The 24,559-nt window shown below is 63.6% G+C and carries 26 protein-coding genes, 1 tRNA gene and 1 other RNA gene; 21 read left to right on the top strand and 7 right to left on the bottom strand.

The genetic code is table 11. The features are described 5' to 3' along the window. Nucleotides 1-8: 8 nt before the first annotated feature. The 4 genes from EP379_RS09225 to EP379_RS09210 form a co-directional block, all read right to left on the bottom strand. The gene (locus EP379_RS09225; protein ID WP_127477525.1) at nt 9-2,291 is read right to left on the bottom strand and encodes a virulence-associated E family protein; all 2,283 of its coding nucleotides are present in this window, start codon (nt 2,289-2,291) and stop codon (nt 9-11) included. Continuing rightward, nucleotides 2,288-2,740 (bottom strand): hypothetical protein, encoded by a 453-nt coding sequence (locus EP379_RS09220; protein WP_127477524.1) that lies wholly within the window; start codon nt 2,738-2,740, stop codon nt 2,288-2,290. The genes EP379_RS09225 and EP379_RS09220 overlap by 4 nt, the downstream gene beginning before the upstream one ends. Nucleotides 2,741-2,752: 12 nt before the next feature. Beyond that, nucleotides 2,753-2,944, bottom strand: a complete 192-nt coding sequence (locus EP379_RS09215) for a helix-turn-helix transcriptional regulator (RefSeq protein WP_127477523.1) — start codon at nt 2,942-2,944, stop codon at nt 2,753-2,755. A 271-nt stretch (nt 2,945-3,215) separates the two neighbouring features. After that, a complete protein-coding gene (locus tag EP379_RS09210) occupies nt 3,216-4,499 on the bottom strand; it encodes a tyrosine-type recombinase/integrase (RefSeq protein ID WP_127477522.1) in 1,284 nt (427 codons plus the stop codon). A 406-nt stretch (nt 4,500-4,905) separates the two neighbouring features. On the opposite strand from EP379_RS09210, the gene EP379_RS09205 reads away from it, so the two are divergent. The 6 genes from EP379_RS09205 (at nt 4,906) to recR (ending at nt 8,838) form a co-directional block, all read left to right on the top strand. Next, nucleotides 4,906-5,682 (top strand): hypothetical protein, encoded by a 777-nt coding sequence (locus EP379_RS09205; protein WP_127477521.1) that lies wholly within the window; start codon nt 4,906-4,908, stop codon nt 5,680-5,682. Nucleotides 5,683-5,737: 55 nt separating this feature from the next. Then, a tRNA-Ser gene (locus tag EP379_RS09200) sits at nt 5,738-5,828 on the top strand. 69 nt (nt 5,829-5,897) lie between these two features. Continuing rightward, nucleotides 5,898-5,994: signal recognition particle sRNA small type (ffs, locus tag EP379_RS09195), an RNA gene on the top strand. Nucleotides 5,995-6,101: 107 nt separating this feature from the next. Beyond that, nucleotides 6,102-7,727: a DNA polymerase III subunit gamma/tau gene (dnaX, locus tag EP379_RS09190; protein ID WP_127477520.1), complete on the top strand. Its 1,626-nt coding sequence runs from the start codon at nt 6,102-6,104 to the stop codon at nt 7,725-7,727. A gap of 38 nt (nt 7,728-7,765) precedes the next feature. After that, nucleotides 7,766-8,089, top strand: coding sequence for a YbaB/EbfC family nucleoid-associated protein (locus EP379_RS09185; RefSeq protein WP_127477519.1), 324 nt, complete (start codon nt 7,766-7,768; stop codon nt 8,087-8,089). A 152-nt stretch (nt 8,090-8,241) separates the two neighbouring features. After that, a complete protein-coding gene (gene recR, locus EP379_RS09180) occupies nt 8,242-8,838 on the top strand; it encodes a recombination mediator RecR (protein ID WP_127477518.1) in 597 nt (198 codons plus the stop codon). A 38-nt stretch (nt 8,839-8,876) separates the two neighbouring features. On the opposite strand, the gene EP379_RS09175 is transcribed toward recR, so the two are convergent. Then, nucleotides 8,877-10,382: an HDOD domain-containing protein gene (locus EP379_RS09175; RefSeq protein WP_127477517.1), complete on the bottom strand. Its 1,506-nt coding sequence runs from the start codon at nt 10,380-10,382 to the stop codon at nt 8,877-8,879. A 265-nt stretch (nt 10,383-10,647) separates the two neighbouring features. Between EP379_RS09175 and motA the strand changes: the two genes are divergently transcribed. After that, nucleotides 10,648-11,499, top strand: coding sequence for a flagellar motor stator protein MotA (gene motA, locus EP379_RS09170; RefSeq protein ID WP_127477516.1), 852 nt, complete (start codon nt 10,648-10,650; stop codon nt 11,497-11,499). A 15-nt stretch (nt 11,500-11,514) separates the two neighbouring features. Then, nucleotides 11,515-12,558 (top strand): flagellar motor protein MotB, encoded by a 1,044-nt coding sequence (gene motB / locus EP379_RS09165; RefSeq protein ID WP_127477515.1) that lies wholly within the window; start codon nt 11,515-11,517, stop codon nt 12,556-12,558. A gap of 13 nt (nt 12,559-12,571) precedes the next feature. On the opposite strand, the gene rsgA is transcribed toward motB, so the two are convergent. Together rsgA and EP379_RS09155 are read right to left on the bottom strand one after the other, a co-directional pair. Continuing rightward, the gene (rsgA, locus tag EP379_RS09160) at nt 12,572-13,594 is read right to left on the bottom strand and encodes a small ribosomal subunit biogenesis GTPase RsgA (protein WP_127477514.1); all 1,023 of its coding nucleotides are present in this window, start codon (nt 13,592-13,594) and stop codon (nt 12,572-12,574) included. A gap of 22 nt (nt 13,595-13,616) precedes the next feature. After that, entirely contained in the window at nt 13,617-13,958 is a 342-nt protein-coding gene (locus EP379_RS09155; protein WP_127477513.1) for a 4a-hydroxytetrahydrobiopterin dehydratase, read from the bottom strand. A 199-nt stretch (nt 13,959-14,157) separates the two neighbouring features. Between EP379_RS09155 and orn the strand changes: the two genes are divergently transcribed. From orn to EP379_RS09090, 13 genes are all read left to right on the top strand, one after another. Then, a complete protein-coding gene (orn, locus tag EP379_RS09145) occupies nt 14,158-14,700 on the top strand; it encodes an oligoribonuclease (protein ID WP_127477512.1) in 543 nt (180 codons plus the stop codon). A 150-nt stretch (nt 14,701-14,850) separates the two neighbouring features. After that, a complete protein-coding gene (locus EP379_RS09140; RefSeq protein ID WP_127477511.1) occupies nt 14,851-15,369 on the top strand; it encodes a flagellar basal body-associated FliL family protein in 519 nt (172 codons plus the stop codon). 6 nt (nt 15,370-15,375) lie between these two features. After that, a complete protein-coding gene (gene fliM, locus EP379_RS09135; protein WP_127477510.1) occupies nt 15,376-16,389 on the top strand; it encodes a flagellar motor switch protein FliM in 1,014 nt (337 codons plus the stop codon). Further along, nucleotides 16,386-16,805, top strand: coding sequence for a flagellar motor switch protein FliN (gene fliN / locus EP379_RS09130; RefSeq protein ID WP_127477509.1), 420 nt, complete (start codon nt 16,386-16,388; stop codon nt 16,803-16,805). The genes fliM and fliN overlap by 4 nt, the downstream gene beginning before the upstream one ends. After that, on the top strand, nt 16,802-17,005 hold the full coding sequence (locus EP379_RS16375) for a hypothetical protein (protein ID WP_172600429.1): 204 nt from the start codon (nt 16,802-16,804) through the stop codon (nt 17,003-17,005). Before fliN ends, EP379_RS16375 begins: the two co-directional genes overlap by 4 nt. A 26-nt stretch (nt 17,006-17,031) precedes the next feature. Further along, a complete protein-coding gene (locus EP379_RS16370; RefSeq protein WP_172600428.1) occupies nt 17,032-17,238 on the top strand; it encodes a FliO/MopB family protein in 207 nt (68 codons plus the stop codon). Then, nucleotides 17,235-17,978: a flagellar type III secretion system pore protein FliP gene (fliP, locus tag EP379_RS09120; protein ID WP_338055787.1), complete on the top strand. Its 744-nt coding sequence runs from the start codon at nt 17,235-17,237 to the stop codon at nt 17,976-17,978. The genes EP379_RS16370 and fliP overlap by 4 nt, the downstream gene beginning before the upstream one ends. Before the next feature lie 12 nt (nt 17,979-17,990). Beyond that, nucleotides 17,991-18,260 (top strand): flagellar biosynthesis protein FliQ, encoded by a 270-nt coding sequence (fliQ, locus tag EP379_RS09115; RefSeq protein ID WP_127477507.1) that lies wholly within the window; start codon nt 17,991-17,993, stop codon nt 18,258-18,260. A gap of 3 nt (nt 18,261-18,263) precedes the next feature. Further along, a complete protein-coding gene (gene fliR / locus EP379_RS09110; RefSeq protein WP_127477506.1) occupies nt 18,264-19,040 on the top strand; it encodes a flagellar biosynthetic protein FliR in 777 nt (258 codons plus the stop codon). 3 nt (nt 19,041-19,043) lie between these two features. Next, nucleotides 19,044-20,171: a flagellar biosynthesis protein FlhB gene (gene flhB, locus EP379_RS09105; RefSeq protein ID WP_127477505.1), complete on the top strand. Its 1,128-nt coding sequence runs from the start codon at nt 19,044-19,046 to the stop codon at nt 20,169-20,171. Between the two features lie 29 nt (nt 20,172-20,200). After that, the gene (flhA, locus tag EP379_RS09100) at nt 20,201-22,309 is read left to right on the top strand and encodes a flagellar biosynthesis protein FlhA (protein ID WP_127477504.1); all 2,109 of its coding nucleotides are present in this window, start codon (nt 20,201-20,203) and stop codon (nt 22,307-22,309) included. 34 nt (nt 22,310-22,343) lie between these two features. Beyond that, a complete protein-coding gene (gene flhF, locus EP379_RS09095) occupies nt 22,344-23,654 on the top strand; it encodes a flagellar biosynthesis GTPase FlhF (protein ID WP_127477503.1) in 1,311 nt (436 codons plus the stop codon). 12 nt (nt 23,655-23,666) lie between these two features. Continuing rightward, a complete protein-coding gene (locus EP379_RS09090; RefSeq protein WP_127477502.1) occupies nt 23,667-24,551 on the top strand; it encodes a MinD/ParA family protein in 885 nt (294 codons plus the stop codon). The last annotated feature ends 8 nt before the right edge of the window (nt 24,552-24,559 follow it).

Below are 24,559 nucleotides of genomic sequence, written 5' to 3'. Positions count from 1 at the left end.
TGAAAGCGTCAGAAGGGGTCTTTCACGATCTCCGGCGGTTCGCCGTCGCCGTTCCAGAAGTACACGCGCTGCCTGGTGCCGTCGATGCGCACAGGCCCGCCGGACGGTTGCCAGCCCAGCCGCTCCATCACAGAGCGAACGCGATGCGTAATGGCCCCGGCCCGGTTGCGGCGATCCAGCCCCAGCACGCGATACACGCGCTCATTGGTGACGTAGCGCCTCCCCTCGTGCTCGCCCTCGGCCTTGATGAGTTCGAGCATTTCGCGGAAGCCTTCATCAATCACCACGCGGTCAGCCTGCGCCGCTGCGGCTTCGGCCTCGGCTTCGCCTTCCAACCACAGCCGATAGTTGCCGCTGCGATACCGTGCCAGCGCCTCGGCCAGCAGTTGATCGCGTGCGGCGGCGAGGGCTTCGAGGTCGATGCGATCCACGTCCACCGGCCAGAACCGGCGGTTGCCTGTCGGGTCTTGTAGAAAGCGGCGCTCATTGGTCGTGCCCGCGAGCACAAAGCGCCGGGGCACCGTGACTGGGTTGCGCGACCAGACCAAGCGGCCCTTGTCGTGCGTGCGCACGATCATCGCCTTGAGGGCTGACACGTCCTTCTTGGTGATGCCATCCAACTCGGCGCATTCCTGAATCCAGACGCCCCCGCCGGTCAGCTCCAAGACTTCGCGGCCATCCTTTGCGCCCAGCAGCGGCGCATCGGAAAAGCGATCCGTGCAGGTGCTATCGAGCACGCCGGAGGCGAGCACACGCAGCGCCGCCGACTTCCGGATGCCCTGCTGCCCGACCAAGATCAGCATGTAGTCGAACTTGGCTCCAGGCTCGAAGGCGCGCACGACAGCGGCGGTCAGGAATGCGGCTCCGGCTTGGCGCACCATCGGCGTGTCTTTGGCACCGCAGAAGTCGATCAGCCAGGTATCGAGGCGCGGCGTGCCGTCCCACGGCGGCAGGCTTTCGAGGTGATCGCGCAGCGAGTCGAAGCGGTTGACCTCGCATAGCTCCGTGATTGCCTCATGCAGCTGCTCTTTCTTCACGTCGAAGCCCCAGCGCAGCCGGATCGCGCGGCGCAGGAATACCTCGGCGCGGTCGGTCAGCGGCCCCGCGTACTCTTGCAGGTAGTGACCGCCGATGATCTTCTGGCCTTTGAACTCGTCAAAGCGGAACTCCACCCCCAGCGCCCGCAGTGCCTCGATGGTGTTGTGGAAGGTCGGGGCTGGCGTGCCGGTTTTCTCGCTGACGCCTTCCCAGCGCGGCGCGTAGCCCGACACCGGACCGGCGGCGTGTTGGGCATCGACGCTTTCACGCGCGCGGATAACCTGCCGCCACGCATATTTCCGCGTGTCGCCTTTCTGTTCGAGCACGTGCGCCGATACGGGGTTGTTGCGGTCCAGCAGCACACCGACAATCATTTCGTCCGGCACGCCCGCGCGCACGAGGTCGCAACAGACCTTGAACACCATCGCGCTGCGGTCGTTGCCGAAGTCGGAGGCGTCGCCGGTTGCGATCAGCGCCAGCGGGTAATCGTCCAGCGGCTTGCCGTTGGCCTCAGCCCATGCCCGTAGCTCCTCGGTACCCACGGCTGTAGGGATGCCTGCCCCGGTCGCCTTCGATGCCTTCCTGCTGGCCGTAGGTGTGCCGCCGGTGATCGTTTCGGCTTTCGGGGGCGCGGCCTTGAACGCGGTCAGCGGATAGGCGGCATCGGTGCGGCTGTACACCTCAGCTTTGCGGGGCTCACGGCCTTTCGCCCGCTTTTTCGCATCAGGCCAGTTCGTCAGGCCCGGCAGGCGCGCAATCCTGTCGATGTTGAAGCAGTGATCGCCCCCAAGGCGGTTCGCCAATTCGACGTTGAAGGCTTCGGCCTGCGCGATCTTGTCCGGGTCGCCATTCAGGTCGAGCGGTTCCGCGAGACGCCACAGCCCCCAATATCCGCCACCCGAGTCGATGACCAGCGACGGCGCAGGAATGTCCTTGGGCATTCCACCATTCAGCAGCGACTTGATGCGCTGGCGCTCTTGCTCGAAGTCCTCCCCGGCGCGCGGGTCAAGATCGACGTGCAGCCATTCGAGCCGCGCAATGTCCGCCTTTGTCGGTTTTTTGTTCAGCGCCTTGACGGTCGGGTTGATGCTGAAATAGATGTTGTGGGTTTTGTTGCGTTCGGTTGCCCACGTCTCGGCTTGCGCCGCATCTTGGAACGAGACGGCGAGCGGCGAACCCTTCTTGTCGGGGTGAATTGCGACCAGAAGCCACGGCCCGCCGGGGCGGAAGGTGTTGAGGAAGTCGGCAATCATTGCGCGTCCTCCTCGGGCCAAGTGCCGATCCGATGCCCCGCGAGGTCGGGTTCAGCGAAGGTGCGCACCGCACCACGACCAGGAACAAAGGCCGTGCGACCGGAAACGATCTCAATGGCGTGCTTGACCGTCTCCCGGTAGGCGAGAAAGTCAGGGTCGCGCAGCAGCTCGGGGTGCTGCTGTTCGAGACGCTGCGCCTTGAGGATTTCGGCAAACAGCCGTTCCCATGCGAACTGCTGCAACGCGAGCAGGTCTTGGTGATGCTGCTCGTTCGCCCACTCAGGAAAGAACGGCGGCACGCTGCCGGGTTCGCCGGGTTGCCGAGAAGTCGCGCGGCGATGGTCCGGCCCGTTGTATTGGCGCTTGAACTGGTACTCGTCGGCAATGTTGTTCTCCGTCTCGCCCAGGAGAAGCAGCGCCGCCTTCAGCGCGTGAGGATTCGGGTTCATGGGTCCGTCTCCTCACTTATGCGCTTGCGCATCACGCCATTGTTCAAGTTCGGCGACGATCCAAATGGTGGTCCGTGCGCCGATCTTGCGCGGGCGGGGGAAGTCCGGGCGCTCCTTGAGCCAGCGCCAGAGGGTCGCGTGGCTGATGCCCAAGAACTCAGCCGCTTGGGCTGGGCGGAGCGATTTTGTTGATTGTGTTTGCATGGCAGCGACTCCAATACGTCCGCGCTGCCGCCTGCCGAAAAACAAGAAGGGGAAGCGCGGAGCCGATAACAAACAGCTCGAACGCTTCCCCTTGGATGATTCGCACCAGAAACGGGTGAAGGTCGAGCCACCAGTGGCTCGCTCCTTTTCTTCTCCATTTCTGTACGTCCGCGCCGGGGAACCGGCGGGATATGCGAAAGACTATAAGACTTTCCGGGCGTCTCGTCTAGCCTTAAAGTCGAAAATCTTTTTTGTAGATCAACGGCTTACTTTACTTTTTCGGGTGGATGTACGCGGCCCAATCCTCCATAAGTGCCCGTCGTTTCTGGAAAAGACTGCCGCGCGCATAGGCGGCTTCGGCCTTGTCCTTGAGCTGATGGGCAAGGGCATGTTCGATCACTTCCCGGGGGTGGTGCGTTGTCTCGCCTGCCCAATCGCGGAAGGTCGAGCGGAACCCGTGCACGGTGATCACCCGCGGCTTTCCATCGCTGTCGGCCTGCTTGGGGTCAATGTAGCCCTTGCGGCCTGCCTTCGTCTCGCTTTTGTGCATCCGCCTGATGACCGCGGTCAGCGTCATATCCGACAACTCGCCGCCACGGGATGCAGGGAATACAAGGTCAGTATTGTCGAAGCGCGGGAGGGCCTTCAACAAGGTCACTGCCTCCGCGGTGAGCGGCACCATGTGTTCCTTGCCCATCTTCATGCGGTCCGCCGGGATCGTCCAGACTCCGGCCTCAAGGTCGATTTCGTCCCACTTCGCCCCGCGTACTTCGCCGGAGCGGGCGGCGGTCAGAATGGTGAATTCCAGCGCCCGCGCGCCGGTCCCTTCCATCTTGCGAAGATGCGTCATGAATGCGGGAGCCTCCGTGAAGGGCAGCGCGGGGTGGTTGCCGTTCTTCGCTACCTTCGACGGTTTGGGCAGCATCGCATCAAGGTTGCCCTTCCACCGCGCCGGGTTGGAGCCGTCGCGGTACTTGCGAGCTGTAGCCCAGTCCAGTACGGCCTCGATGCGCCCGCGCAGCCGTTTGGCTGTCTCGGTTTTCACCTTCCAGATGGGTTCGAGCACTTCCAAGACATGGGGGGTGTCGATGTCGCGCACGTAAAGTTTGGCGAGGGTCGGGAAGGCATAGGCTTCCAACGTGTTGATCCACTGCTGAGCGTGCTTGGGGTTCTTCCACTCGGGGCGCTTCGCCTCAAAGCACAGCCGTGCGGCTTCCTCGAAGGTGATCTGATTCGCCCGGCTCGCCAGCAGAGCGGAGCGCGCGGCCTTGCGCTCCGCTATCGGGTCGATGCCTTGGGCGATCTTCTCCCGGACCTCGCGCGCCTTGTCCCGGGCCTGCTGTAGCGTCACCGCTGGATACCCACCCAAGCCGATCTCGCTGCGGCGCTGCTTGCCGCTCGCGGTCACTCCGACAGTGACCCGCAGCAGCCAGGTCTTTCCTCCGCCGGGGAGGACTTGAAGATGGAGCCCAGGCACGCCCCCAACGGCGTACATCCCCGGCTGTGAGAGGCGTTTCACCTCCAATGCTGACATTTCTTTCGCTACTCGTGGCATGATCTCAAATCCTCGCACCCGCCTAAAAACCCGCCTAAGATTACGCGATCTTACGCGATAAGTCGAGACCAGACGAGACGATCAACGCGGTGGAGGTCTTGTATTTCCGCGGGTTTGCTGGCACTATGGCGACGTTACGCGATGACGCGAGACCCTACGGTGGGGGACTCCCCCTCCGCCATTTCTGCCCCCACCCCGCACTTCTTTTGGGTCATTTATGGCCTTTTGAATCAGCCTGTTACGGTGAATGTGTGAGATGGTTCGCGGTTCGGGCTTCCGGTTGGTCAGCGGCCGGCGGAAAAAAGTTCCGGTTTTGTCCTCGCGGAGTGTGCTGGCGTTCCTTGCTTTTCATCGTTTCGCAACCCATTTTTGCTGCTATCCACGCGCCCGACTCGCGGAGTGCCTGATGTATCGTTTATTGCCCACAGCGCTGTTGTTCGCCGTCCTGCTGCCCGCCCAGGCGGAGCAGGTGATGGTGACCTTTGGCGGCGAGTATTTTTCCTGGCGCGAGTACGACGATGACGGCAAGCTGCTCGAGGAGAGGGGGCTGCGGCATTTCGTTGGCCTGGAGGCCGAGTCGGTGCCGGCGGCGAACTGGGTGTACGGCCTGCGCAGCCGGCTCTATCTGGGGCGGGTGGCTTATGACGGTCAGACCCAGTCGGGTGTTCCCCATACCACGGACACCGACTATGTGGGCTGGATGGCGGAACTGGATTTTACCCACCGCTTCCATTCCTCCGCGGCGACGCCCCACGGCTGGGGCGTTTCATTTTCCTTCGGTTATGACTCCTGGCTGCGTTCTCTGCGCGACAAGGGCAGCGTGTATGGCTATGATGAACGCTACGATGTCGGCTATGGCCGGCTGGGTGCCGTCTACAGCAACAATTACGGTTGGTCGGTGCAGGGCGGTGTCAAACTGCCTTTCTACACCAGCGAAAACGTGGGCCTGACCCGTCTGGGGTTCGACAGCGATCCAAGCCTGAAGCCCAAGCCCGACTACAGCCTGTATGCCGCGGTCGTCTACAGTCTGAATCCGCGCTGGGATTTGGGCGGTTATTACGATAGCTACCGTTTCCGCCAGTCGGACAGCACCCTGGTGAGCGGCGGCGGTTCGCTGTACAGCGTCCATCAGCCCGAGAGCCAGCAGGACACCATCGGTTTTTACCTCAACTACCGTTTCTGACGGCGTTTTCGTATTGCGCCGTCCGGCGTTCTGGTTTAACCTTGCGCGCTTTCCCGGAGAGGTGTCCGAGTGGTTGAAGGAGCACGCCTGGAAAGTGTGTATACGTTAATAGCGTATCAAGGGTTCGAATCCCTTCCTCTCCGCCACTTTCCTAACCCGTTATTCTGTTGAGGCGCCCTGTGCGGCGCCGTCCCCCTGAGTTCAATGGCGGACCGTGCCGGTCCCCTCGCGACGACAAACTGTGAACCCGGTCAGGCCCGGAAGGGAGCAGCCGTAACAGTGGACTCGGGCGCCGGGGTGTGGCTGGTACGGGACGCCACCCTTCACGGCTTCTTGCCAACCGCTGTCGTCCGATCGGGTATACTGCCGGCTTCTTCGGCCGGAGTTCCGGCGGTACCGTATCGGAGAGTCGTTCGCCCGTGAGTTATCAGGTTCTGGCCCGCAAATGGCGTCCCCGCTCCTTTCCCGCGATGGTGGGGCAGGAGCATGTGCTGCGCGCCCTGATCAATGCCCTGGACAACGATCGTCTGCACCACGCCTTCCTGTTTACCGGTACCCGCGGCGTAGGCAAGACCACCATCGCGCGCATCCTGGCCAAATCGCTCAACTGTGAGCGCGGCGTGTCATCGCAGCCCTGCGGTGAATGCAGTGCCTGCCGTGAAATCGATGAAGGACGTTTCGTCGACCTGATCGAAGTGGACGCCGCCTCGCGTACCAAGGTGGAGGATACCCGCGAGATCCTCGACAACGTGCAATATGCACCCAGCCGCGGCCGCTACAAGGTGTATCTCATCGACGAGGTGCACATGCTGTCCAACCACAGCTTCAACGCCTTGCTGAAGACGCTGGAGGAGCCGCCGCCGCACGTCAAATTCCTGCTCGCCACCACCGACCCGCAGAAATTGCCGGTCACCATCCTGTCGCGCTGCCTGCAATTCAATCTCAAGCGCCTGCCGCTGGAACAGATCCGCGGCCATCTGCAACACATTCTGCAGGAAGAGGGGATCGACGCCGAGGCGGCGGCGGTGAGTGAAATCGCCCGTGCTGCGGACGGCAGCATGCGCGATGCACTCAGCCTGCTCGACCAGGCCATCGCCCACGGTGGCGGCGTGCTGGAGGCCGCGGCGGTGCGCGCCATGCTTGGTACCATCGACCGCACCCGGGTGGTGGCCTTGTTGCGCGCCCTGGCCGGTGGCGACCCGGCGGTGTTGCTGGCGGAGGCGGCGGTCCTGGCAGAACTGTCGCCCGATTATGGCGGCGTGCTCAACGAACTGAATAGCGCCTTGATCCGCATCGCCCTGGTGCAGGCCGTACCGGATGCCCTGGGCGAGGAGGTGGAGCAGCGCGAGGCACTGCAGGAATTGGCGCAGCGCATCAGTCCGGAGGACGTGCAACTCTACTACCAGATCGGCCTGACCGGTCGCCGTGATCTGCCGTTGGCCCCGGAGCCGCGGGGTGGTTTCGAGATGATATTGCTGCGCATGCTGGCCTTCCGTCCCGCCGGCGGGGCGGGGCAGGGGATGTCCCGTCCTGCGGCGGTGCCTGCCGCGAGGGCCGTCACGTCGGCCACTTCGGCGGCAATGCGCAATGATCGTGTGACAGTGCCACCGTCTCCCGCCGCCACGGAGGCGCCGGCAGTCCCGCTGCCTGCGGTTTCCCGTGCTGACTTGAACTGGACTGCGTTGGCCGCCTCCTTGCCGCTGGGCGGCTTGACGCGCCAACTGGCGCTCAACTGTGCCTTGGTGCGTCATGACGCTGAGGTGATCGAACTGGCCCTGGAGCCGAGCCAGCGCGCGCTGTACAACAAAAAGTGGGAAGAGGCGCTGGCCAAGGCCTTGTCCGAGCATCTCGGTCACGCCGTGCGTCTCACCATCCATCTGGATGGTCGTGCCGGCGGCGAGACACCGATGGCGGCCCAGCAGCGCCGCGATCAGGAGCGGCAGGCCGCGGCGCAGGCCGCCATCGAGGGGGATGTCAATGTGCAGACCCTGCTCGAGCGTTTTGGTGGCCGTATCGAACCCGGCTCGGTACAGCCGCTGGAATAGACAATTTTTCACTGCAATCTGTCGAGGAAAGAGAAGCGATGAAAGGTGGATTGGGCAATCTCATGCGTCAGGCCCAGAAGATGCAGGCCGACATGCAGCGCATGCAGGAAGAACTCGCCAGGATGGAAGTGACCGGCCAGTCCGGCGGCGGCATGGTGTCGGTGGTGATGAACGGGCGGCACGACGTCAAGCGCGTCAGTATCGATCCGAGCCTGATGCAGGATGATAAGGAGATGCTGGAGGATCTGATTGCCGCGGCGGTGAACGATGCGGTACGCCAGATCGAAAAGACCAGCCAGGAACGCCTGTCCGGTCTGACCGCGGGCATGAACCTGCCCGGCGGGATGAAACTGCCGTTCTAAACAGCAGATACAAGGGCCAAGGTACAACATACAAGGGGAGGAGCGCGGTGCGCGCAGTTGTTCAGTTTGCAACGGCACGGGCGCAGTGAGTTCATTCTTCGTACCTTGTCCCTTGTCTCTCGTACCTTCAAGCAAGAGCCTGGAATCCCTTCGTGTCGCATAGTCCCCTCATCGGCCGTCTCATCGAGGCGCTGCGCTGCCTGCCCGGCGTCGGACCCAAATCGGCGCAGCGTATGGCCTATTATCTGCTGGAGCGGAACCGCGATGGGGCGCGCCGGTTGGCGGAGACCCTGATCGAGGCGGTGGAGAAGGTGGGCCATTGCCGCGATTGCCGCACGCTGACCGAGGCCGAGGTCTGTCCGGTGTGCAGCAGCCCGCGCCGCGATCGTTCCCTGCTGTGCATCGTGGAGTCCCCCACCGATGTGCAGGCACTGGAGCAGTCCACCGGCTATCAGGGCCTGTACTTCGTGCTGCTCGGTCACCTGTCGCCTTTGGACGGCATCGGCCCGGAGGATATCGGGCTGGATCGCCTGGCAGCGCGGCTCGACGCCGGTGAGGTGCAGGAGGTGATCCTGGCCACCAATCCCACCGTGGAAGGTGAAGCCACTGCGCACTACATCGGCGCGATGGTGCACAGCCGCGGCATCCGTGCCACACGCATTGCCCACGGTGTGCCGCTGGGCGGCGAGCTGGAGTCCGTGGATGGCGGCACGCTGTCGCATGCCTTTCATGGGCGGCGCGAAGTGTAGCGGCTGTCTTCAGCCAACAGTCGCCACGGGATCCGGGATTACTCTTTTTCCCCTGAAGCCATGCCTATCGCCTGGGCCGCCAGCAGCCCCAACTGCTTGAAGCGGTGATAGGCGTGCCCGTCCAGGGCGCAGTCGCCGGTGTGGCGGTCGGCATAGAACAGGCCGACCGGCCGTTCCTTCACGAAGACCGACAGCGCGAAGAAGCTGTTGCAGCGGATGATGCGCTGGAACGGTTTGGGCACGATGGGCCAGAACTTCACCCGGTTGGTGTCGTTGATCCACAGCGCCTGCGGTTTCTCCAGCAGGCGGGTGAACAGGTGGGCACCGTTCAGCTCGATGAGAAAGCGGTTGAAGTTCGGGTCATTGTCAGCACCGGCAATGGCGCGCGCGCGCAACTGGTGACGCTCCTGGGTGAGCAGGGCGAAGACCACGCGATTGAGGCCCATGCCGTCGTGCATGCCATCCATGGTGAGCGACAGGATCTTTTGCAGCGTCAGGTTGCCGGCCTTCATGCCGGTCTGCAACTCTTGCAGCGAGCGGCGCAGGATGTGCAGTTGTGGTGCCAGACAGAAGGCGGCGCTGCCTTCTGCCGTAGCCTCGGTGGGAGGTTGCGGTGCCGCACCGGTTGCCGATTCGGCCGTGGGGGCAGGCTCGGGTTTCCAGCCGGGAGCGGCCTCGGGCTGGCTCGGGTAAAGCAGCCGGACGGCGGCGGGGGCCGTGGGATAGCAGTCGGCCTGGCGCGCCGCTTCCACGGCGTAGCGGTGGCATTCGGCGGCGGTGCGGCCGAAATCATGGCCCAGGTAGTCGGCCAGCTGCTCCAGAACGGCGGTGGTGGCGGCGCGGTACCAGCCCTGCTCGGCGGCGCGTGCCAGCTGCACCGCCAGCATCACGCCGTAGACGCGCGGCTGCTGCGCATTTTCCGACTTGAGGCTGTCCTGCAGCAGGGTGGGCAGGCCCCAGCGTCGTGCCAGCATCAGGGTGAGGTGGTCGAGGCCGAAACCAAGCACCACGTACTGGGCCTCTTCGGGTTCCATCTGTTGCTGCGCGGCCAGTTCCTCGATCTGGCTCATCTTGGCCGGGGCGTACAGCCATAGCAGGATTTCGCCCAGGTGGTGCAGCAGCGCGGGCAGGAAGACTTCATCCGGTTCCAGGTCTTTGCGCAGCCGGGCCAGTTCGCGGGCCTGCCAGGCGGCATGGTAGCTCTGCGCCATCAGGCGCAGAGCACGCTCCCGCCCCAAGGCATCGCCGGCACGCTGGATCAGGGGGACCGCCTTGGGCAGGGTACGCAGCTGGGTCAGGCCCAGCATCATCATGGCGTGTTCCACCGTGGTCACTTCGGTGCGCAGCCGCTTCTGTCCACCGGTATTGACGCGGCGCAGCAGGGCGATGCACAGGCCCGGATCCTTCTCCACCACCCGCGCCAGACTCCACATGTTCACATTGTCGTCGGCGCTGAGACGGCTCAGTTCCGCCACCGTCTGCGGCAGGGCCGGCAGGACGGCATGCTGGAGCTTGTCCGCCCAGGCGTTCAGTGTGTTGTGCATGAAGCTTCCCTAATCACGTTCCATGACGCAGTGTGCCCTGTGCCTCCGGGGGGAGCAAGGCATCGGCATGCGGCAGGCAGCGGATTATAGCCGCATCGCGGGGTGTTTTCGGTGTACGGTGCTGGTAAACTGCCGACTTTCGCGTATCCCATGAGGGGATGCGGACGTCCCTGGTTTACTTCCATGCTGGATAAAGGACCAGGCGCCTCTGCCGATAACCCCCGAAGCCAGTCATGAATGAGTTCAGTTTAAGGACGGACAACGGATGAAGCTGATCGTCGGCATTCTGATCGTAATCCTCTGCGTGTTTGGCGGCTTTCTGATGTCCGGCGGCCAGTTGCTGGCCCTCTGGCACCCCTCCGAAATCATCATCATTGCCGGCGGTGCGCTGGGCGCCTTCGTAGTGGCCAATCCGCCGCATGTGATCAAGGGGGTTCTCTCGGGACTGCCCAAGCTGTTCGGCGGCGCCAAGTACAGCAAGAAGTCCTATATGGACCTGCTGGCTCTGATGTATGACCTGTTCGCCAAGGCGCGCAAGGAAGGCCTGATGGCGCTGGAAAACGATATCGAGGAACCGCAGCAGAGCGAGATATTCAAGAAGTACCCCAAGATTCTGGCCGATCATCACGCCCTCGATTTCATCACCGACTACATGCGCCTGATGGTCGGCGGCAGCATGAACCCCTTCGAGTTGGAAAATCTGATGGACCTCGAGCTGGAGATACATCATCACGAGGCGATGTTGCCCGGTGAGTCCGTCACCACCGTGTCCGACGGCCTGCCCGGCTTCGGTATCGTGGCAGCGGTCATGGGTGTGGTCATCACCATGGCCTCGGTGGGCGAGCCCCCCGAGGTGCTGGGTGCGAAGATCGCTGCCGCCCTGGTCGGTACCTTCCTCGGTATCCTGCTCGCCTACGGTTTCGTCGGCCCGCTGGCCACGGCGCTCAAGCACCGTGCCGAGGAAGAGGGCAAGTTTCTCGGCTGTATCAAGGTGTGCATCATGGCTACCCTGAACGGCTATACCCCGCAGATTGCCGTCGAGTTCGGCCGCAAGGCGCTGCCTTCCACCGTGCGTCCCGGTTTTGCCGAGTTGGAAGCGCACGTCAAGAAGAAATAAGCCAGCCGGTGGCCCATGGCGTTGGAAGACAAAAAACAGCCGATCGTCGTCAAGAAGATCAAGAAGGGCGGTCATGGTCACCATGGCGGCGCCTGGAAGGTGGCCTATGCCGATTTCGTGACGGCGATGATGGCTTTCTTCCTCCTGATGTGGTTGCTCGGTTCCACCACCCAGGAAGAGCGCGCCGCTATCGCCGACTACTTCCAGAACCCGAGCGCTATCCAGGGGCCGGGCGGCGCCTCTACCTCGATGATCAAGCTGGGCGGTTCGCTGGAGGTGCCGCGCGGCGAGAAGGAGCCGATGCGTGATGCCTCGGGGGAGACGGCCAAGCCCACGCCGGAGGAGATCGCCGAGATCATCGAGGACAAGGCCCGTCTGGACGAGCTGATGCAGAAGCTGAAGGAACAGATCGAGTCCACGCCGACCCTGAAGGACTTCAAGGATCAGCTGTTGCTGGACATCACCAGCGAGGGGTTGCGTATCCAGATCGTGGACCGGGAAAACCGTCCCATGTTCGACTTGGGCAGTACCCGGCTGAAGCCCTACACCCGCGCGATCCTGCGCGAGTTGACCCGCACCATCAACGAGGTGCCCAACCACATCAGCCTCACCGGCCATACCGACGCCACCCCGTACAGCCGTGAGATTACCGACTATAGCAACTGGGAGCTGTCCGCCGATCGCGCCAATGCCGCCCGGCGCGAGATGCTGGCCGCCGGCATGCCGGAGCGAAAATTCGGCCGCGTGGTGGGGTTGGCGGATTCGGTGATGTTCGACAAGGAAAATCGTTTCAACCCGGTGAACCGCCGCATCAGCATCGTGGTGCTCAACAAGGCCACCGAGCGCGCCATCGGGCTTACCGATGAGGCTCCGGTGGTGGCGCCCCGGTCATCCGCGACGCCGCCGTTGCCGACGGTCGTTCCCCCGGCGCCCGTTGCGCCACCCGTGGCCGCCCCCGAGCCGGCCATTACCCCCGCCATCATGCCGCGTCCGGCCCCGCGTGGCAACAGTATGGAAAACGCCATCGAGGGCGTCCTCGGTCCCGCCCCGATCCGATAGCCAGACTCGCCTATCAGCCTCTTCCCCCGGCTTCGGCCTCCACCATGCGATGAAAACTCGCCAGCCGTTCGGCACTGACAGTGCCGTCGGCGACCGCCTGTCGCAGGGCGCAGCCCGGTTCGTGGCGGTGGCTGCAATCGCGGAAGCGGCAATGGCCCAGATGGGGACGGAACTCGATGAACCCCTGTGCCAGTTCCGTCGCCGCCATGTGCCAGAGGGAAAATTCACGCACCCCCGGTGAGTCGATGATGGCGCCGCCGCCGGGCAGGCGGTAGTAGCGCGCGGCGCTGGTGGTGTGGCGGCCGAGGCCGCTGCGTTCAGCCAGGGCACCGACCTTGATCTCCTCCTGCGGCAGCAGGGCGTGCACCAGGGATGACTTGCCGACGCCGGACTGGCCGACGAACACGCTGCTCTTGTCGCGCAGGGCGGCTGTTACCGCGTCGAGGCCGTGCTGGGCGACGGTGCTGGCGCGAAGCACGCGGTAGCCGATCTGCCGATAGCGTTGCAGGTCCTGCTCGATGCGCTCCCGCTCGGCGTCACTGGCAATGAGATCGACCTTGTTGAACACGATGAGCGGGGTGATGCCGGTGCACTCTGCAGCTACCAGGTATTGGTCGATGAGGTCGGTGCTGTAGGCGGGACGCGGCGCGGCGACCACCAGAATCTGATCGATATTGGCCGCCAGCGGCCGCAGCGCACCGAGGGCGTCGGGGCGGGCGAGCACGGTACGGCGCGGCAGCAGCGCCACTACCACGCCGGCCTCATCGCCGCCGATGGCCTGCCAGATGACCCGGTCACCTGGCACCAGCAACTCCAGATTCTGGCGCAGGCGGCAGCGATGCAGGCCGCCCGTCATGGCCTCGACATCGACGCTGGCGCCGTAATTGGCGATGACCAGTCCTTCCTGCTCCGGCCCCAGATGTTCTGCATCATATGACTCCATGGCGACGGCCTTGCGCTGGGCGCGCCGGCGTCGCTCCTCCTGGATCTTTTCGATACGCCAGGCTTGCTGGCGCGTCAGTTTGCGTTTGCTCATCGGCGAACGTCGGTATGTGGTGTCATGCAGCGGCTTCCAGGTTATCGGTACGGGCGGCGCAGATGAAGTCGTTGAGTGACAACCCGCCCACGGCGTGCGTGCGCCAGGTGATGCGGCAGCGATTGTAGCCCACCTGCAGATCCGGGTGGTGATCCTGCTGGTGGGCGATCCAGGCCACGGCATTGACGAAGGCCACGGTGGCATAGAAGTCGCGGAAACGGAACTCCCGGCTCAGGCTGGTGCTGTCAGCCGCCACCATCCATTGCGGTATCTGCGGCAGTAGGGTGGCGATGGTGGCGGCATCGAGTGCCGCTGTGCCGCGGCTGATGGGTTGGCAATGCTGTTGTGCGAGAGGGGTGGTCATGGGGCTTACCTCGTCAGGTGGGTAATGCGCACCGGCGCCGGCGGGTGCGCGTCGTGGAAGGCCGAGCAGCGCGGTTCGGGGGTGAGCGTGCTGGCGTTGTTCAGATCCAGCTTCACCCGAGCGCTGACCAGGCGGGCGACAGGTTGGCTTCTGATAGAATAGCCCGCAACCCGACCACCACACGGAGCCCGTCGCGCCCATGGCTGCCAACCCCGACAACCTTATCTGGATCGATCTGGAAATGACCGGTCTGGAGCCCCTGTCCGACCGCATCATCGAGATCGCCACCATCGTCACCGACAGCCAGCTCAACGTCCTCGCCGAAGGGCCGGTACTGGCGGTACATCAGCCGGCCGCGGTACTGGATGCCATGGACGAATGGAATATCCGTACCCACACCGCCTCCGGGTTGGTGGAACGGGTGCGTGGCAGCCGCCTCGACGAGGCGGCGGCGGCGCGGGCAACCATCGAATTCCTGCAGCAATACGTTCCGGCCGGTAAATCGCCCATGTGTGGCAACAGCATCTGCCAGGACCGCCGCTTCCTGGCGCACTGGATGCCGGAGCTGGAGGCCTTTTTCCATTATCGCAATATGGATGTGAGCACCATCAAGGAGCTGTCGCGGCGCTGGTACCCCGAGGTGGCCGCCGGGCTGAAGAAGAACGGTGTCCACCTGGCCCTGGACGACATCCGCGAGTCCATCGCCGAATTGCGGTATTACCGCGAGAAACTGTTCCGCTGAGCCGCGCCAATTTTCCGACACGCCCCTGCCAGAGGGGCCGGGAGAGGATGTTGGTTTTTTGTAACTTGTTGAAATAAATATGATAATTACCTCTGTGGGGCGCTGGCATATAGCTTGCTTGAAGCCGCTAAACGCTTAGGGGACTAGGTTATGGCCAACAAAGACGCAAATAAGGATGAGCTGGATCTCGACGTACAGCAGAAGCCGGGGGGCAAGAAGCAACTGATTCTGTACATCGTCATCGGCGTGCTGGTGCTGGCTTTGGGCGGCCTGGGCGCCGCTTTCTTCCTGATGAAGGGCGGCGAGGGCAAGGATAAAGGCGCGGGGGCTGACAGCAAGGCGGCCGAGGTGAAACAGGCCCATTATCTGGCGCTGGACAAACTGGTGGTCAACTTCGGCCCCGGGGCGCCGGTGCGTTTCCTGCAGGTGAACCTGCAGGTGATGAGCTACGACCCGGAGGCGCTGAAGGCGATGGAGACCCATATGCCGGCCATACGCAACGACATTCTGTTGTTGCTCGGCAGCCAAAAGTATGAAGTGGTCAGCACGCCGGAGGGGAAGGAGCAGTTGCGCGGAGCGATTCTGGCGAAAGTGCAGAACGTACTCGACACCTACGAGAAGGAACGTAAGGTCGAGGCCGTTTACTATACCGAGTTCGTGATGCAGTAAACGCCCATGGCCATCAACGACCTGCTGTCGCAAGACGAAATCGACGCCCTTCTGCACGGGGTGTCGGGCGGCGATATCGAGACCGAAACCGACGAGGGCCTTGCCGAGGGCGAGGTCCGCACCTACGACTTCGCCAGCGAGGAGCGCATCGTCCGCGGGCGCATGCCGACCCTGGAGATGATCAACGAGCGCTTTTCGCGCCACTTCCGCATCAGTCTGTTCAATATGCTGCGGCGTTCGGCGGAGATATCCGTCGGTGGTGTGGAAATGATGAAGTTCGCCGAGTACGTGCACACCCTCTACGTTCCCACCAGCCTGAACATGATCAAGATCCGGCCTCTGCGCGGTACGGCGCTGCTGGTGCTCGACCCCAAGCTGGTGTTCATCGTGGTGGACAACTTCTTCGGTGGCGACGGCCGTTACCACGCCAAGATCGAGGGCCGCGAATTCACCCCCACCGAACAGCGTGTCATCCAGATGCTGCTCAATCTGGCTTTCAAGGATCTGCGCGAGGCTTGGGCGCCGGTGATGGACGTGGATTTCGAGTACATGAATTCCGAGGTCAATCCACAGTTCGCCAATATCGTCAGCCCTACCGAGGTGGTGGTGGCGTCCAAGTTTCATATCGAGCTGGAGGGCGGCGGGGGCGATCTGCACGTCACCATGCCGTACTCCATGCTGGAGCCGATCCGCGAAATGCTCGATGCCGGCGTGCAAAGCGACCGTACCGATACCGATGAACGCTGGATGGTGGCGCTGCGGGAGGAAATCCGCACCGCCGAGGTGGAGTTGGAAAGCACCCTCACCGAGGTGGAGCTGACCCTGCGCGACATCATGCATATGAAGCCGGGCGACATCATTCCCATCGAGATGCCGGAACTGGTGACATTGTGTGCCGAGGGGGTACCCGTGTTCCGCGGCACACTGGGGGTCGCCAACGACAATCTGGCGATCAAGATCGTCAAGCAAGTGGAACGGCCTGGCAAGGGCCGCACTGAGAGTGGACGGAGCAAATCATGAGTGACACGACCGACAAAGACAGCGACGTGATGGATGAGTGGGCGGCGGCGATGGCCGAGGCCGGTGCGACGGAGGAACAGTCTGCCGCCAAGCCCGACGTCAGGAAGGCACCGCTCAAGGATCTGCAGGACGAGCACCGGCCGCCGCCGTCCGAGGAGGTGAACCTGGATGTGATCCTCGATGTGCCGGTGACCATCTCGCTGGAGATCGGCCGCACCAAGATCAGCATTCGTAACCTGCTGCAACTCAATCAAGGGTCGGTGGTGGAATTGGATCGCCTGGCCGGCGAGCCGCTCGACGTGATGGTCAACGGCACCCTGATCGCCCATGGCGAGGTGGTGGTGGTCAACGAAAAATACGGCATTCGTCTGACTGACGTGATCAGTCCGATGGAGCGGGTGAAGAAGCTGAAATGAAAAGCTGCCGCCTGATATGGGTGTGGCTGTCGGTTGCCGCAGGGAGCCTGCCGGCCATGGCGGCGGAGATTGGCCGCCCGACCCCCGCGCCGGTGGAGCCGGTAGGGGCGGCGAGCCTGCTGCAGGTGTTGTTGGCCCTGGTTCTGGTGTTGCTGCTCATCGCCGGCATGGCCTGGCTGATGCGGCGTATGGGGGGCTGAGCCAGGTCGGCGGCGGGGTGGTACGCGTGCTGGGTGGTGTCCCGGTGGGGCAGCGTGAGCGCGTGGTGCTGATCCAGGTCGGTAACAAGCAGCTGCTGCTCGGTGTGGCGCCGGGACGGGTGCAGACCCTGCATGTGTTGGATGAACCGATCAATGTGACTGCTGTGCCAAGCGGTGGCGAGAGTTTTGCCGAGCGTCTGACTGCGGCGCTGAAGAAGAGTGGCCGTTCATGAGCCGGATGCGTGTTGCGCTGTTTGTGTTGTTGGCTCTTCTGCCGTGGAGCGCTTTTGCCCAGACCGGCTTGGAGGCGGTAACCGTCACCACCAATCCCAACGGCAGCGAGACCTACAGTCTGAGTATCCAGGTTTTGCTGCTCATGACGGCGCTGACCTTCCTGCCGGCAGCCGTGATGATGATGACCGCCTTTACCCGCATCATCATCGTGCTGGCGATCCTGCGCCAGGCGGTGGGCCTCATGCAGGCGCCTTCCGGTCAGGTGCTCATCGGACTGGCGCTGTTTCTCACCTTCTTCATCATGGCGCCGGTATTCGATCGCATCCACACCGAGGCCTTCCAACCCTATATGGACAACAAGATCAGTTTCCAGGAAGGACTGCAGAAGGCCAGCGTGCCGCTGCGCGGGTTCATGCTGGCACAAACGCGCGAGAGCGACATCCAGCTGTTCGGCCGTTTGGCCGGCAGCGAGGGCTATGCCTCGGCCGATGCCGTGCCGCTGTCGGTGCTGGTGCCGGCCTTCGTCACCAGCGAGTTGAAGACTGCATTCCAGATCGGTTTCCTGTTGTTCATACCCTTCCTGATCATCGACCTGGTGGTGGCCAGTGTGCTGATGTCGATGGGTATGATGATGCTGTCGCCGATGATCATCTCCCTGCCGTTCAAACTGATGCTGTTTGTGCTGGTGGATGGCTGGGCGATGGTGGTGGGGACGCTGGCGGCCAGTTTCTATGTCTAGCGGTGAGCTGTCATGACGCCCGAGACGGTACTGACGGTTTTTCAGCAGGCGCTGGAGGTGATGACGGTCCTGATCCTGGTGCTGCTGGTGCCGGCGTTGCTGGTCGGTCTGCTGGTGGCGATGTTCCAGGCGGCGACCCAGATCAATGAAATGACCCTCAGCTTCATCCCCAAGATACTCATCACCCTGGCAGTGTTGATGATCGCCGGGCCATGGATGCTGCAGCTGCTCATCGACTACACACAGCGGCTGGTCGACAGCATTCCGTCGCTGCTGGGCTAGCCCATGCACCTGACCGGCGCCGAAATCGCAGCATGGCTCGGCAGCTATCTGTGGCCGCTGTTCCGCATCGCTGCAATGATCGTCGCAATGCCCATCTTCGGTTCGATCCTGATCCCGGTGCGGGTGCGGCTGATGCTGGCGCTGGCCGTTACCTCCATCGTGGCACCGGTACTGCCACCGGGGCCGGCGGTCGATCCCATCAGTCTGGCCTCGGTGCTGATCATTCTGCAGCAGATTCTCATCGGTGTGGCCATGGGTTTTGCCATGCAGCTGGTGTTCAATGCGGTGACCACCGGCGGCCAGATCATCGCCATGCAGATGGGGCTCGGTTTCGCCTCGATGGTGGACCCGCAGAACGGCATGCAGGTGCCGGTGCTGTCGCAACTTTATCTGTTGTTGGTGACGCTGCTGTTCCTCGGTTTCAACGGCCATCTGGTGATGATTGAAATGGTGGCGGAGAGCTTCACTGCCCTGCCGGTGGCAGCGGACGGCCTGACCCGCAACGGCCTGTGGACGCTGGTGGGCTGGGGCACGCAAATGTTCGCCGGCGCGCTGTGGCTGGCGCTGCCGGCGGTGGCCTCGCTGCTGGTGGTGAACATCGCCTTCGGCGTGATGGCGCGCGCCGCGCCGCAGTTGAATATTTTTGCCATCGGTTTTCCGGTGGCGTTGATGATGGGCTTTGTGGTGATCCTGTTTACCCTGCCCGTCGTGGTCCCGCAGTTCGAAACCCTGGTCAACGACGGTTTCGCGCTGATTGTACGTTTGCTATCCCGGGAGTAGCCCATGGCGGAGAGCGACGGCCAGGAACGTACAGAACAGGCAACACCCAAACGCCAGCAGGAGGCGCGCGAAAAGGGACAGGTACCGCGTTCGCGCGAACTGGCGACCGTGGCCGCGCTGTTGGCGGCGGCAGGTGCGATGATTGGCATGGGGGATTCGTTGACCCGTGATCTCGCCATGCAGATGCAGCGCGGCCTCACCCTGACGCGCGAGCAGGTGTTCGACACGGCGGCCATGCCGGCGCTGTTTCTCGACGCGGTGTTCGAGGCCCTGTGGACCTTCATGCCGTTTTTCGTGTTGATGCTGGTGGTGGCCATTGCCGCCTCGGCGGTACTGGGGGGGTGGGCGTTTACCGCCATCACTTTCAACTGGGAGAAACTCGATCCCATCAAGGGCATGGGGCGTGTGTTTGCCTGGCGCGGCCTGGTGGAGATGTTGAAGGGTATGGCCAAGTTCCTGCTGGTGGCGCTGGCGGCGCTGCTGCTGCTGCGGGTGATGGGCGAACAGTTTCTCGGCCTGGGGCGTGAGTCGTTGTCGCAAGGCCTGGCCCATGCCGGCAGCCTGCTGTCCTGGGCATTCCTGCTGTTGAGTGCGACGCTGCTGATCGTTGCCTTCATCGACGTGCCGTTCCAGTTGTGGGATCACCAGCGCCAACTGCGCATGACCAAGCAGGAAGTGCGTGACGAGTTCAAGCAGACGGAGGGCAGCCCGGAGGTGAAGGGACGCATCCGCCGCATGCAGATGGAGATAGCGCAGCGGCGCATGATGGCCGAGGTGCCCAAGGCCGATGTGGTGGTCACCAACCCGACCCATTATGCAGTGGCGCTGCGTTACGATCAGGCGCGTGGCGATGCGCCGGTGGTGGTGGCCAAGGGCAGCGATCTGATCGCCTTGAAGATACGTAATGTGGCGCAGGAGAACGACGTGCCGGTACTGGAGGCGCCGCCGCTGGCGCGTGCCCTGTACCACAGCACCGACCTGGAGCAGCCGATTCCGGTCGGCCTGTACCGTGCGGTGGCCATGGTGCTGGCCTATGTCTACCACCTGCGCCAGGGCCCGGTGTACAGCCGCGAGGGTGTGGTGACCATGCCCGACCTGCCGATCCCGGACGATTTGCGGCGGGATGAATGATGAACGAGATTTCTGACTAGGTACTGACGATGGCGCAATTTGGCGGAGTCCTCCATACCACGCGCATGCTGCTGGCCTCGGGCCTCGGTGCGCCGATCATCGTGCTGATCCTGCTGGCGATGGTGGTGCTGCCGTTGCCGCCGTTCATGCTCGACATCTTCTTCACCTTCAACATCGCCTTATCGCTCATCGTCCTGCTGGTGACGATCTACGCCCTGCGCCCGCTGGACTTCGCGGTGTTTCCGACCGTGCTGCTCATCGCCACCCTGCTGCGCCTGGCCCTCAATGTCGCTTCCACCCGCGTGGTGTTGTTGGAAGGCCACAACGGCACCGGCGCTGCCGGCCAGGTGATCGAATCCTTCGGCGAGTTCGTGGTGGGTGGCAACTACGCCGTCGGTCTGGTGGTGTTCGTGATCCTGGTGATCATCAACTTTGCCGTGGTGACCAAGGGCGCCGGACGTATCTCGGAGGTGAGCGCACGATTCACCCTGGATGCCATGCCCGGCAAGCAGATGGCCATCGACGCCGACCTCAATGCCGGCCTCATCGATGCCGATACCGCGCGCAAACGCCGTGAGGAGATCGCGCGCGAGGCCGATTTCTACGGCTCCATGGACGGTGCCAGCAAATTCGTGCGCGGCGATGCCGTGGCCGGCATCCTGATCACCATCATCAATATCATCGGTGGCCTGGTCATCGGTGTGGCCCAACACGATATGGCCTTCACCGATGCCGCCCAGGTATATGCCCTGCTCACCATCGGTGACGGCCTGGTGGCACAGATCCCCTCGCTGGTGCTGTCCACCGCAGCGGGTATCATCATCACCCGCGTCTCCGCCTCGCGCGACATGGGTGAGATGGTGGTGGCGCAGGTGTTTTCCAATCCGCGCGTCCTGGCGGTGACCGCCAGTGTGCTGCTGCTGCTGGGTCTGATCCCCGGCATGCCCAACCTGCCGTTCCTGCTGCTGGCTTCGGCCATCGGTGGCGGCGCCTGGTGGCTGTTCCGCAAGCAGAAGGAAGAGGCGGCGGCGGCCGCCGCCCCGCCACCGGTGGCGGTGACGGCCGCGGCCGAGCCGGGCACCGAACTGAAGGAGCTGACCTGGGACGATGTACCGCTGGTGGACCCCATCGGTCTGGAGGTGGGTTATCGCCTGATTCCGCTGGTGGATAAGACGCAGGGCGGCCAGCTCATGGCGCGCATCAAGGGTGTACGCAAAAAGCTGTCACAGGAGCTGGGTTTCCTGATCCCGGCGGTGCACATCCGCGACAACCTGGACCTGTCGCCCACCGCCTACCGCGTCACCCTGCTCGGCGTGACGGTGGGCGAGGCGGAGATCTATCCAGACCGCGAGATGGCCATCAATCCCGGCCAGGTCTATGGTCAGTTGACCGGCATCAAGACCACCGACCCGGCCTTCGGCCTGGAGGCGGTATGGATCGAACCGGGCCGCCGCGAGGAGGCACAGGGACTGGGCTATACGGTGGTCGACCCCAACACCGTGGTGGCCACCCACCTGAGCCAGTTGTTGCAGAGCCATGCCCACGAACTGCTCGGTCACGAGGAGGTGCAGCATCTGCTGACCCAACTCGGCAAGAGTGCCCCCAAGCTGGTGGAGGATCTGGTGCCCAAGCTGCTGCCCATGTCGGTGGTGGTGAAGGTATTGCAGAATCTGTTGGCCGAGGGGATCCCCATCCGCGACATGCGCACCATCGCCGAGACCCTGGCCGAGCACGCCCCACGCACCCAGGATGCCGGGATTTTGACGAGTGCCGTGCGCGTCGCCCTTGGTAGGATGATTGTACAGAAAATCAATGGGTTGGCGAGTGAGTTGCCGGTAATTACACTGGCGCCCGAGTTGGAACAGATATTGCTAAAGAGTATTCGAGCGTCAGACGATGGGGGCGCGGGCATCGAGCCGGGACTGGCGGAACGTATCCACCGCGGCCTGGCCCAGAGCAGCCAGAAGCAGGAAATGGCCGGCCAGCCGGCGGTCCTGCTGGTTTCCGCCCCCTTGCGCGATCTGTTGGCGCGGTTTGTCAGGCACACGATTCCAGGCATGCACGTCCTCGCCTACAACGAGGTTCCGGATAGCAAGCAGCTGAGGATCGTGGCCACGGTGGGTAACCAGGCAGGCTAGCCGCATGCGGTCGGCCTGTACGAGGGTCGATGGGATGAAAATCAAACGCTATTTTGCCGCCGATATGCGCCAGGCCATCCGTCTGGTGCGCGAGGAACAGGGACCGGATGCGGTCATACTCTCCAACCGCAAGGTCAACGGCGGCGTCGAGATCGTGGCGGCGGTGGATTACGACGAATCGCTGGTGCGGAAGATGGCGGGGGAGGAGCCCCATAGCGCCGCCCGGCCCCAGACGGCCCCCGAACCCGCCGCCCCGCGTCTCGGTGCCGGCGAGACGGTAGCGCCGCGCCGGGGCGGGAACAATGAACAGTTTGCCGAGGCGGTGGCCGCCTCCCTGACGCGCAAGGTATCCGCGCCGGAACCCGCCCCGGTCACGCCGCCCCTTTCCGCCGCCAGTAAGATCGAATGGAGTCAGGACCCGGCCCTGCGTGGCATGCGCGAGGAGATCAAGACCCTGCGCGGCATGCTGGAGAGCCAGCTCACCGGCATGGCCTGGCGCGACCAGACCCTGCGCCACCCGGCACGCGCCAAACTGATGCAACGGCTGCTGCAACTGGGGCTGGCGCCGGCTTTGTGCCGGCAGCTCGCCGACAAGGTTTCCTATGAGCAGGATCACGAGCACCATTGGCGCCATGCCCTCGGCCTGTTGGCGCGCCGGATACAGGTCACCGAAGACGATATCCTGAGCCGTGGCGGCATGGTGGCCCTGGTAGGCCCCACCGGCGTGGGTAAGACCACCACCGTAGCCAAACTGGCCGCCCGCTACATCCTGCGCCATGGCCCGAACCGCGTTGCCCTGGTGACCACCGACAGCTTCCGTATCGGCGCCCACCAACAACTGCGTACCTACGGCCGCCTGCTCGGCGTACCCGTGCACGTGGCCAACGATGCCGCCGAACTGCGCACTGTGCTCGATACCCTGCGTGACAAGCAACTGGTGCTGATCGACACCGCCGGCGTCAGCCAGCGTGACATGCGCCTGACCGAACAGCTGAGCCTGTTGCGCCAGGGGGCGCCGCGGGTGAAGAACTATCTGGTATTGTCGGCCACGGCCCAGCGCGCCGCGCTGGACGAGACCGTGCGCACCTTCCGCCACATGGAGCTGGCCGGCTGTGTCATCACCAAGATGGACGAGGCGGCCAGCCTGGGTGAGGTGCTGTCGGCGGTGGTACAGCAGAAGCTGCCGGTGGCCTATGTCAGCGACGGTCAGCGTGTGCCGGAGGATCTGCATCAGGCGCGTGCCAACAAACTGGTCAGCGGCAGCGTGGCGCTGATGCAGACTCACAGTGCAGAGGTGCCGGGAGAAGAAGTTCTGGCCGAGGCCTTCGGCCGCAGGGTGAGCTAACGAGCGAATACGATGGCAGATAACGCAAACGATCAGGCCGCCGGCCTGCGCCGCATGAACAAGCCGAAGCCGGTGCGCGTGCTGGCGGTGGCCAGCGGCAAGGGCGGCGTGGGCAAGACCAACATCTCGGTCAACCTGGCCGTGGCGCTGGCGCATCTGGGGCGTAAAGTACTGGTGTTCGACGCCGATCTGGGGCTGGCCAATGTCGACGTCATGCTCGGCCTGCAACCGCAGTACAACCTGTCCCATGTCCTCTCCGGCGAGCGCAGTCTGGAGGAAATCCTGGTGGATGGACCGGCGGGGGTACGCATCATTCCCGCCTCCTCCGGCATCCAGCGCATGGCGGAGCTGACCCCGGCGGAACATGCCGGGATGATCCGTGCCTTCAGCGAACTGTCCATCGATGTCGACGTGCTGCTGGTGGATACCGCCGCCGGCATCTCCGACAGCGTGGTCAGCTTCAGCAAGGCCGCCCAGGAGGTGATCGTGGTGGTGTGCGACGAGCCCGCCTCCATCACCGACGCCTACGCCCTGATCAAGCTGCTCAACAAGGAACATGACGTGCGCCGCTTCCGCGTGCTGACCAACATGGCCCACAGCCCGCAGGAAGGGCGCGAACTGTTCGCCAAGATCGTCAAGGTGACCGACCGTTTCCTGGAGGACGTGGTGCTCGACTTCATGGGCAGCGTCCCCTACGACGAATATCTGCGCAAGGCGGTGCAGCGCCAGCGTCCGGTGGTGGAGGCCTATCCGCGCAGCAAGGCGGCGCAGGCCTTTACCGCACTGGCCAAGAAGGCCGACAGCTGGCCTATGCCTACCGCCGCCGGTGGTTACCTGGAATTCTTTGTCGAGCGGCTGGTGCGCAGCGAGGCCGCCGACTGGGGAATGTGGCCATGAGGCGGAGG

The organism is Sulfurivermis fontis, from assembly GCF_004001245.1.
GTDB classification, from domain to species: Bacteria; Pseudomonadota; Gammaproteobacteria; order Thiohalomonadales; family Thiohalomonadaceae; genus Sulfurivermis; species Sulfurivermis fontis.
The sequence above is the reverse complement of the archived record's forward strand: the minus strand, read 5'-3'. Positions and strand labels throughout refer to the sequence as shown.

What these genes read in the sequence shown, in the direction of transcription:
- EP379_RS09225 (WP_127477525.1), bottom strand. Translation starts at nt 2,291, where the DNA reads ATGATTGCCGACTTCCTCAACACCTTCCGCCCCGGCGGGCCGTGGCTT.
- EP379_RS09220 (WP_127477524.1), bottom strand. Translation starts at nt 2,740, where the DNA reads ATGAACCCGAATCCTCACGCGCTGAAGGCGGCGCTGCTTCTCCTGGGC.
- EP379_RS09215 (WP_127477523.1), bottom strand. Translation starts at nt 2,944, where the DNA reads ATGCAAACACAATCAACAAAATCGCTCCGCCCAGCCCAAGCGGCTGAG.
- EP379_RS09210 (WP_127477522.1), bottom strand. Translation starts at nt 4,499, where the DNA reads ATGCCACGAGTAGCGAAAGAAATGTCAGCATTGGAGGTGAAACGCCTC.
- EP379_RS09205 (WP_127477521.1), top strand. Translation starts at nt 4,906, where the DNA reads ATGTATCGTTTATTGCCCACAGCGCTGTTGTTCGCCGTCCTGCTGCCC.
- EP379_RS09185 (WP_127477519.1), top strand. Translation starts at nt 7,766, where the DNA reads ATGAAAGGTGGATTGGGCAATCTCATGCGTCAGGCCCAGAAGATGCAG.
- EP379_RS09175 (WP_127477517.1), bottom strand. Translation starts at nt 10,382, where the DNA reads ATGCACAACACACTGAACGCCTGGGCGGACAAGCTCCAGCATGCCGTC.
- motA (WP_127477516.1), top strand. Translation starts at nt 10,648, where the DNA reads ATGAAGCTGATCGTCGGCATTCTGATCGTAATCCTCTGCGTGTTTGGC.
- motB (WP_127477515.1), top strand. Translation starts at nt 11,515, where the DNA reads ATGGCGTTGGAAGACAAAAAACAGCCGATCGTCGTCAAGAAGATCAAG.
- rsgA (WP_127477514.1), bottom strand. Translation starts at nt 13,594, where the DNA reads ATGAGCAAACGCAAACTGACGCGCCAGCAAGCCTGGCGTATCGAAAAG.
- EP379_RS09155 (WP_127477513.1), bottom strand. Translation starts at nt 13,958, where the DNA reads ATGACCACCCCTCTCGCACAACAGCATTGCCAACCCATCAGCCGCGGC.
- orn (WP_127477512.1), top strand. Translation starts at nt 14,158, where the DNA reads ATGGCTGCCAACCCCGACAACCTTATCTGGATCGATCTGGAAATGACC.
- EP379_RS09140 (WP_127477511.1), top strand. Translation starts at nt 14,851, where the DNA reads ATGGCCAACAAAGACGCAAATAAGGATGAGCTGGATCTCGACGTACAG.
- fliM (WP_127477510.1), top strand. Translation starts at nt 15,376, where the DNA reads ATGGCCATCAACGACCTGCTGTCGCAAGACGAAATCGACGCCCTTCTG.
- fliN (WP_127477509.1), top strand. Translation starts at nt 16,386, where the DNA reads ATGAGTGACACGACCGACAAAGACAGCGACGTGATGGATGAGTGGGCG.
- EP379_RS16375 (WP_172600429.1), top strand. Translation starts at nt 16,802, where the DNA reads ATGAAAAGCTGCCGCCTGATATGGGTGTGGCTGTCGGTTGCCGCAGGG.
- fliP (WP_338055787.1), top strand. Translation starts at nt 17,235, where the DNA reads ATGAGCCGGATGCGTGTTGCGCTGTTTGTGTTGTTGGCTCTTCTGCCG.
- fliQ (WP_127477507.1), top strand. Translation starts at nt 17,991, where the DNA reads ATGACGCCCGAGACGGTACTGACGGTTTTTCAGCAGGCGCTGGAGGTG.
- fliR (WP_127477506.1), top strand. Translation starts at nt 18,264, where the DNA reads ATGCACCTGACCGGCGCCGAAATCGCAGCATGGCTCGGCAGCTATCTG.
- flhB (WP_127477505.1), top strand. Translation starts at nt 19,044, where the DNA reads ATGGCGGAGAGCGACGGCCAGGAACGTACAGAACAGGCAACACCCAAA.
- flhA (WP_127477504.1), top strand. Translation starts at nt 20,201, where the DNA reads ATGGCGCAATTTGGCGGAGTCCTCCATACCACGCGCATGCTGCTGGCC.
- flhF (WP_127477503.1), top strand. Translation starts at nt 22,344, where the DNA reads ATGAAAATCAAACGCTATTTTGCCGCCGATATGCGCCAGGCCATCCGT.
- EP379_RS09090 (WP_127477502.1), top strand. Translation starts at nt 23,667, where the DNA reads ATGGCAGATAACGCAAACGATCAGGCCGCCGGCCTGCGCCGCATGAAC.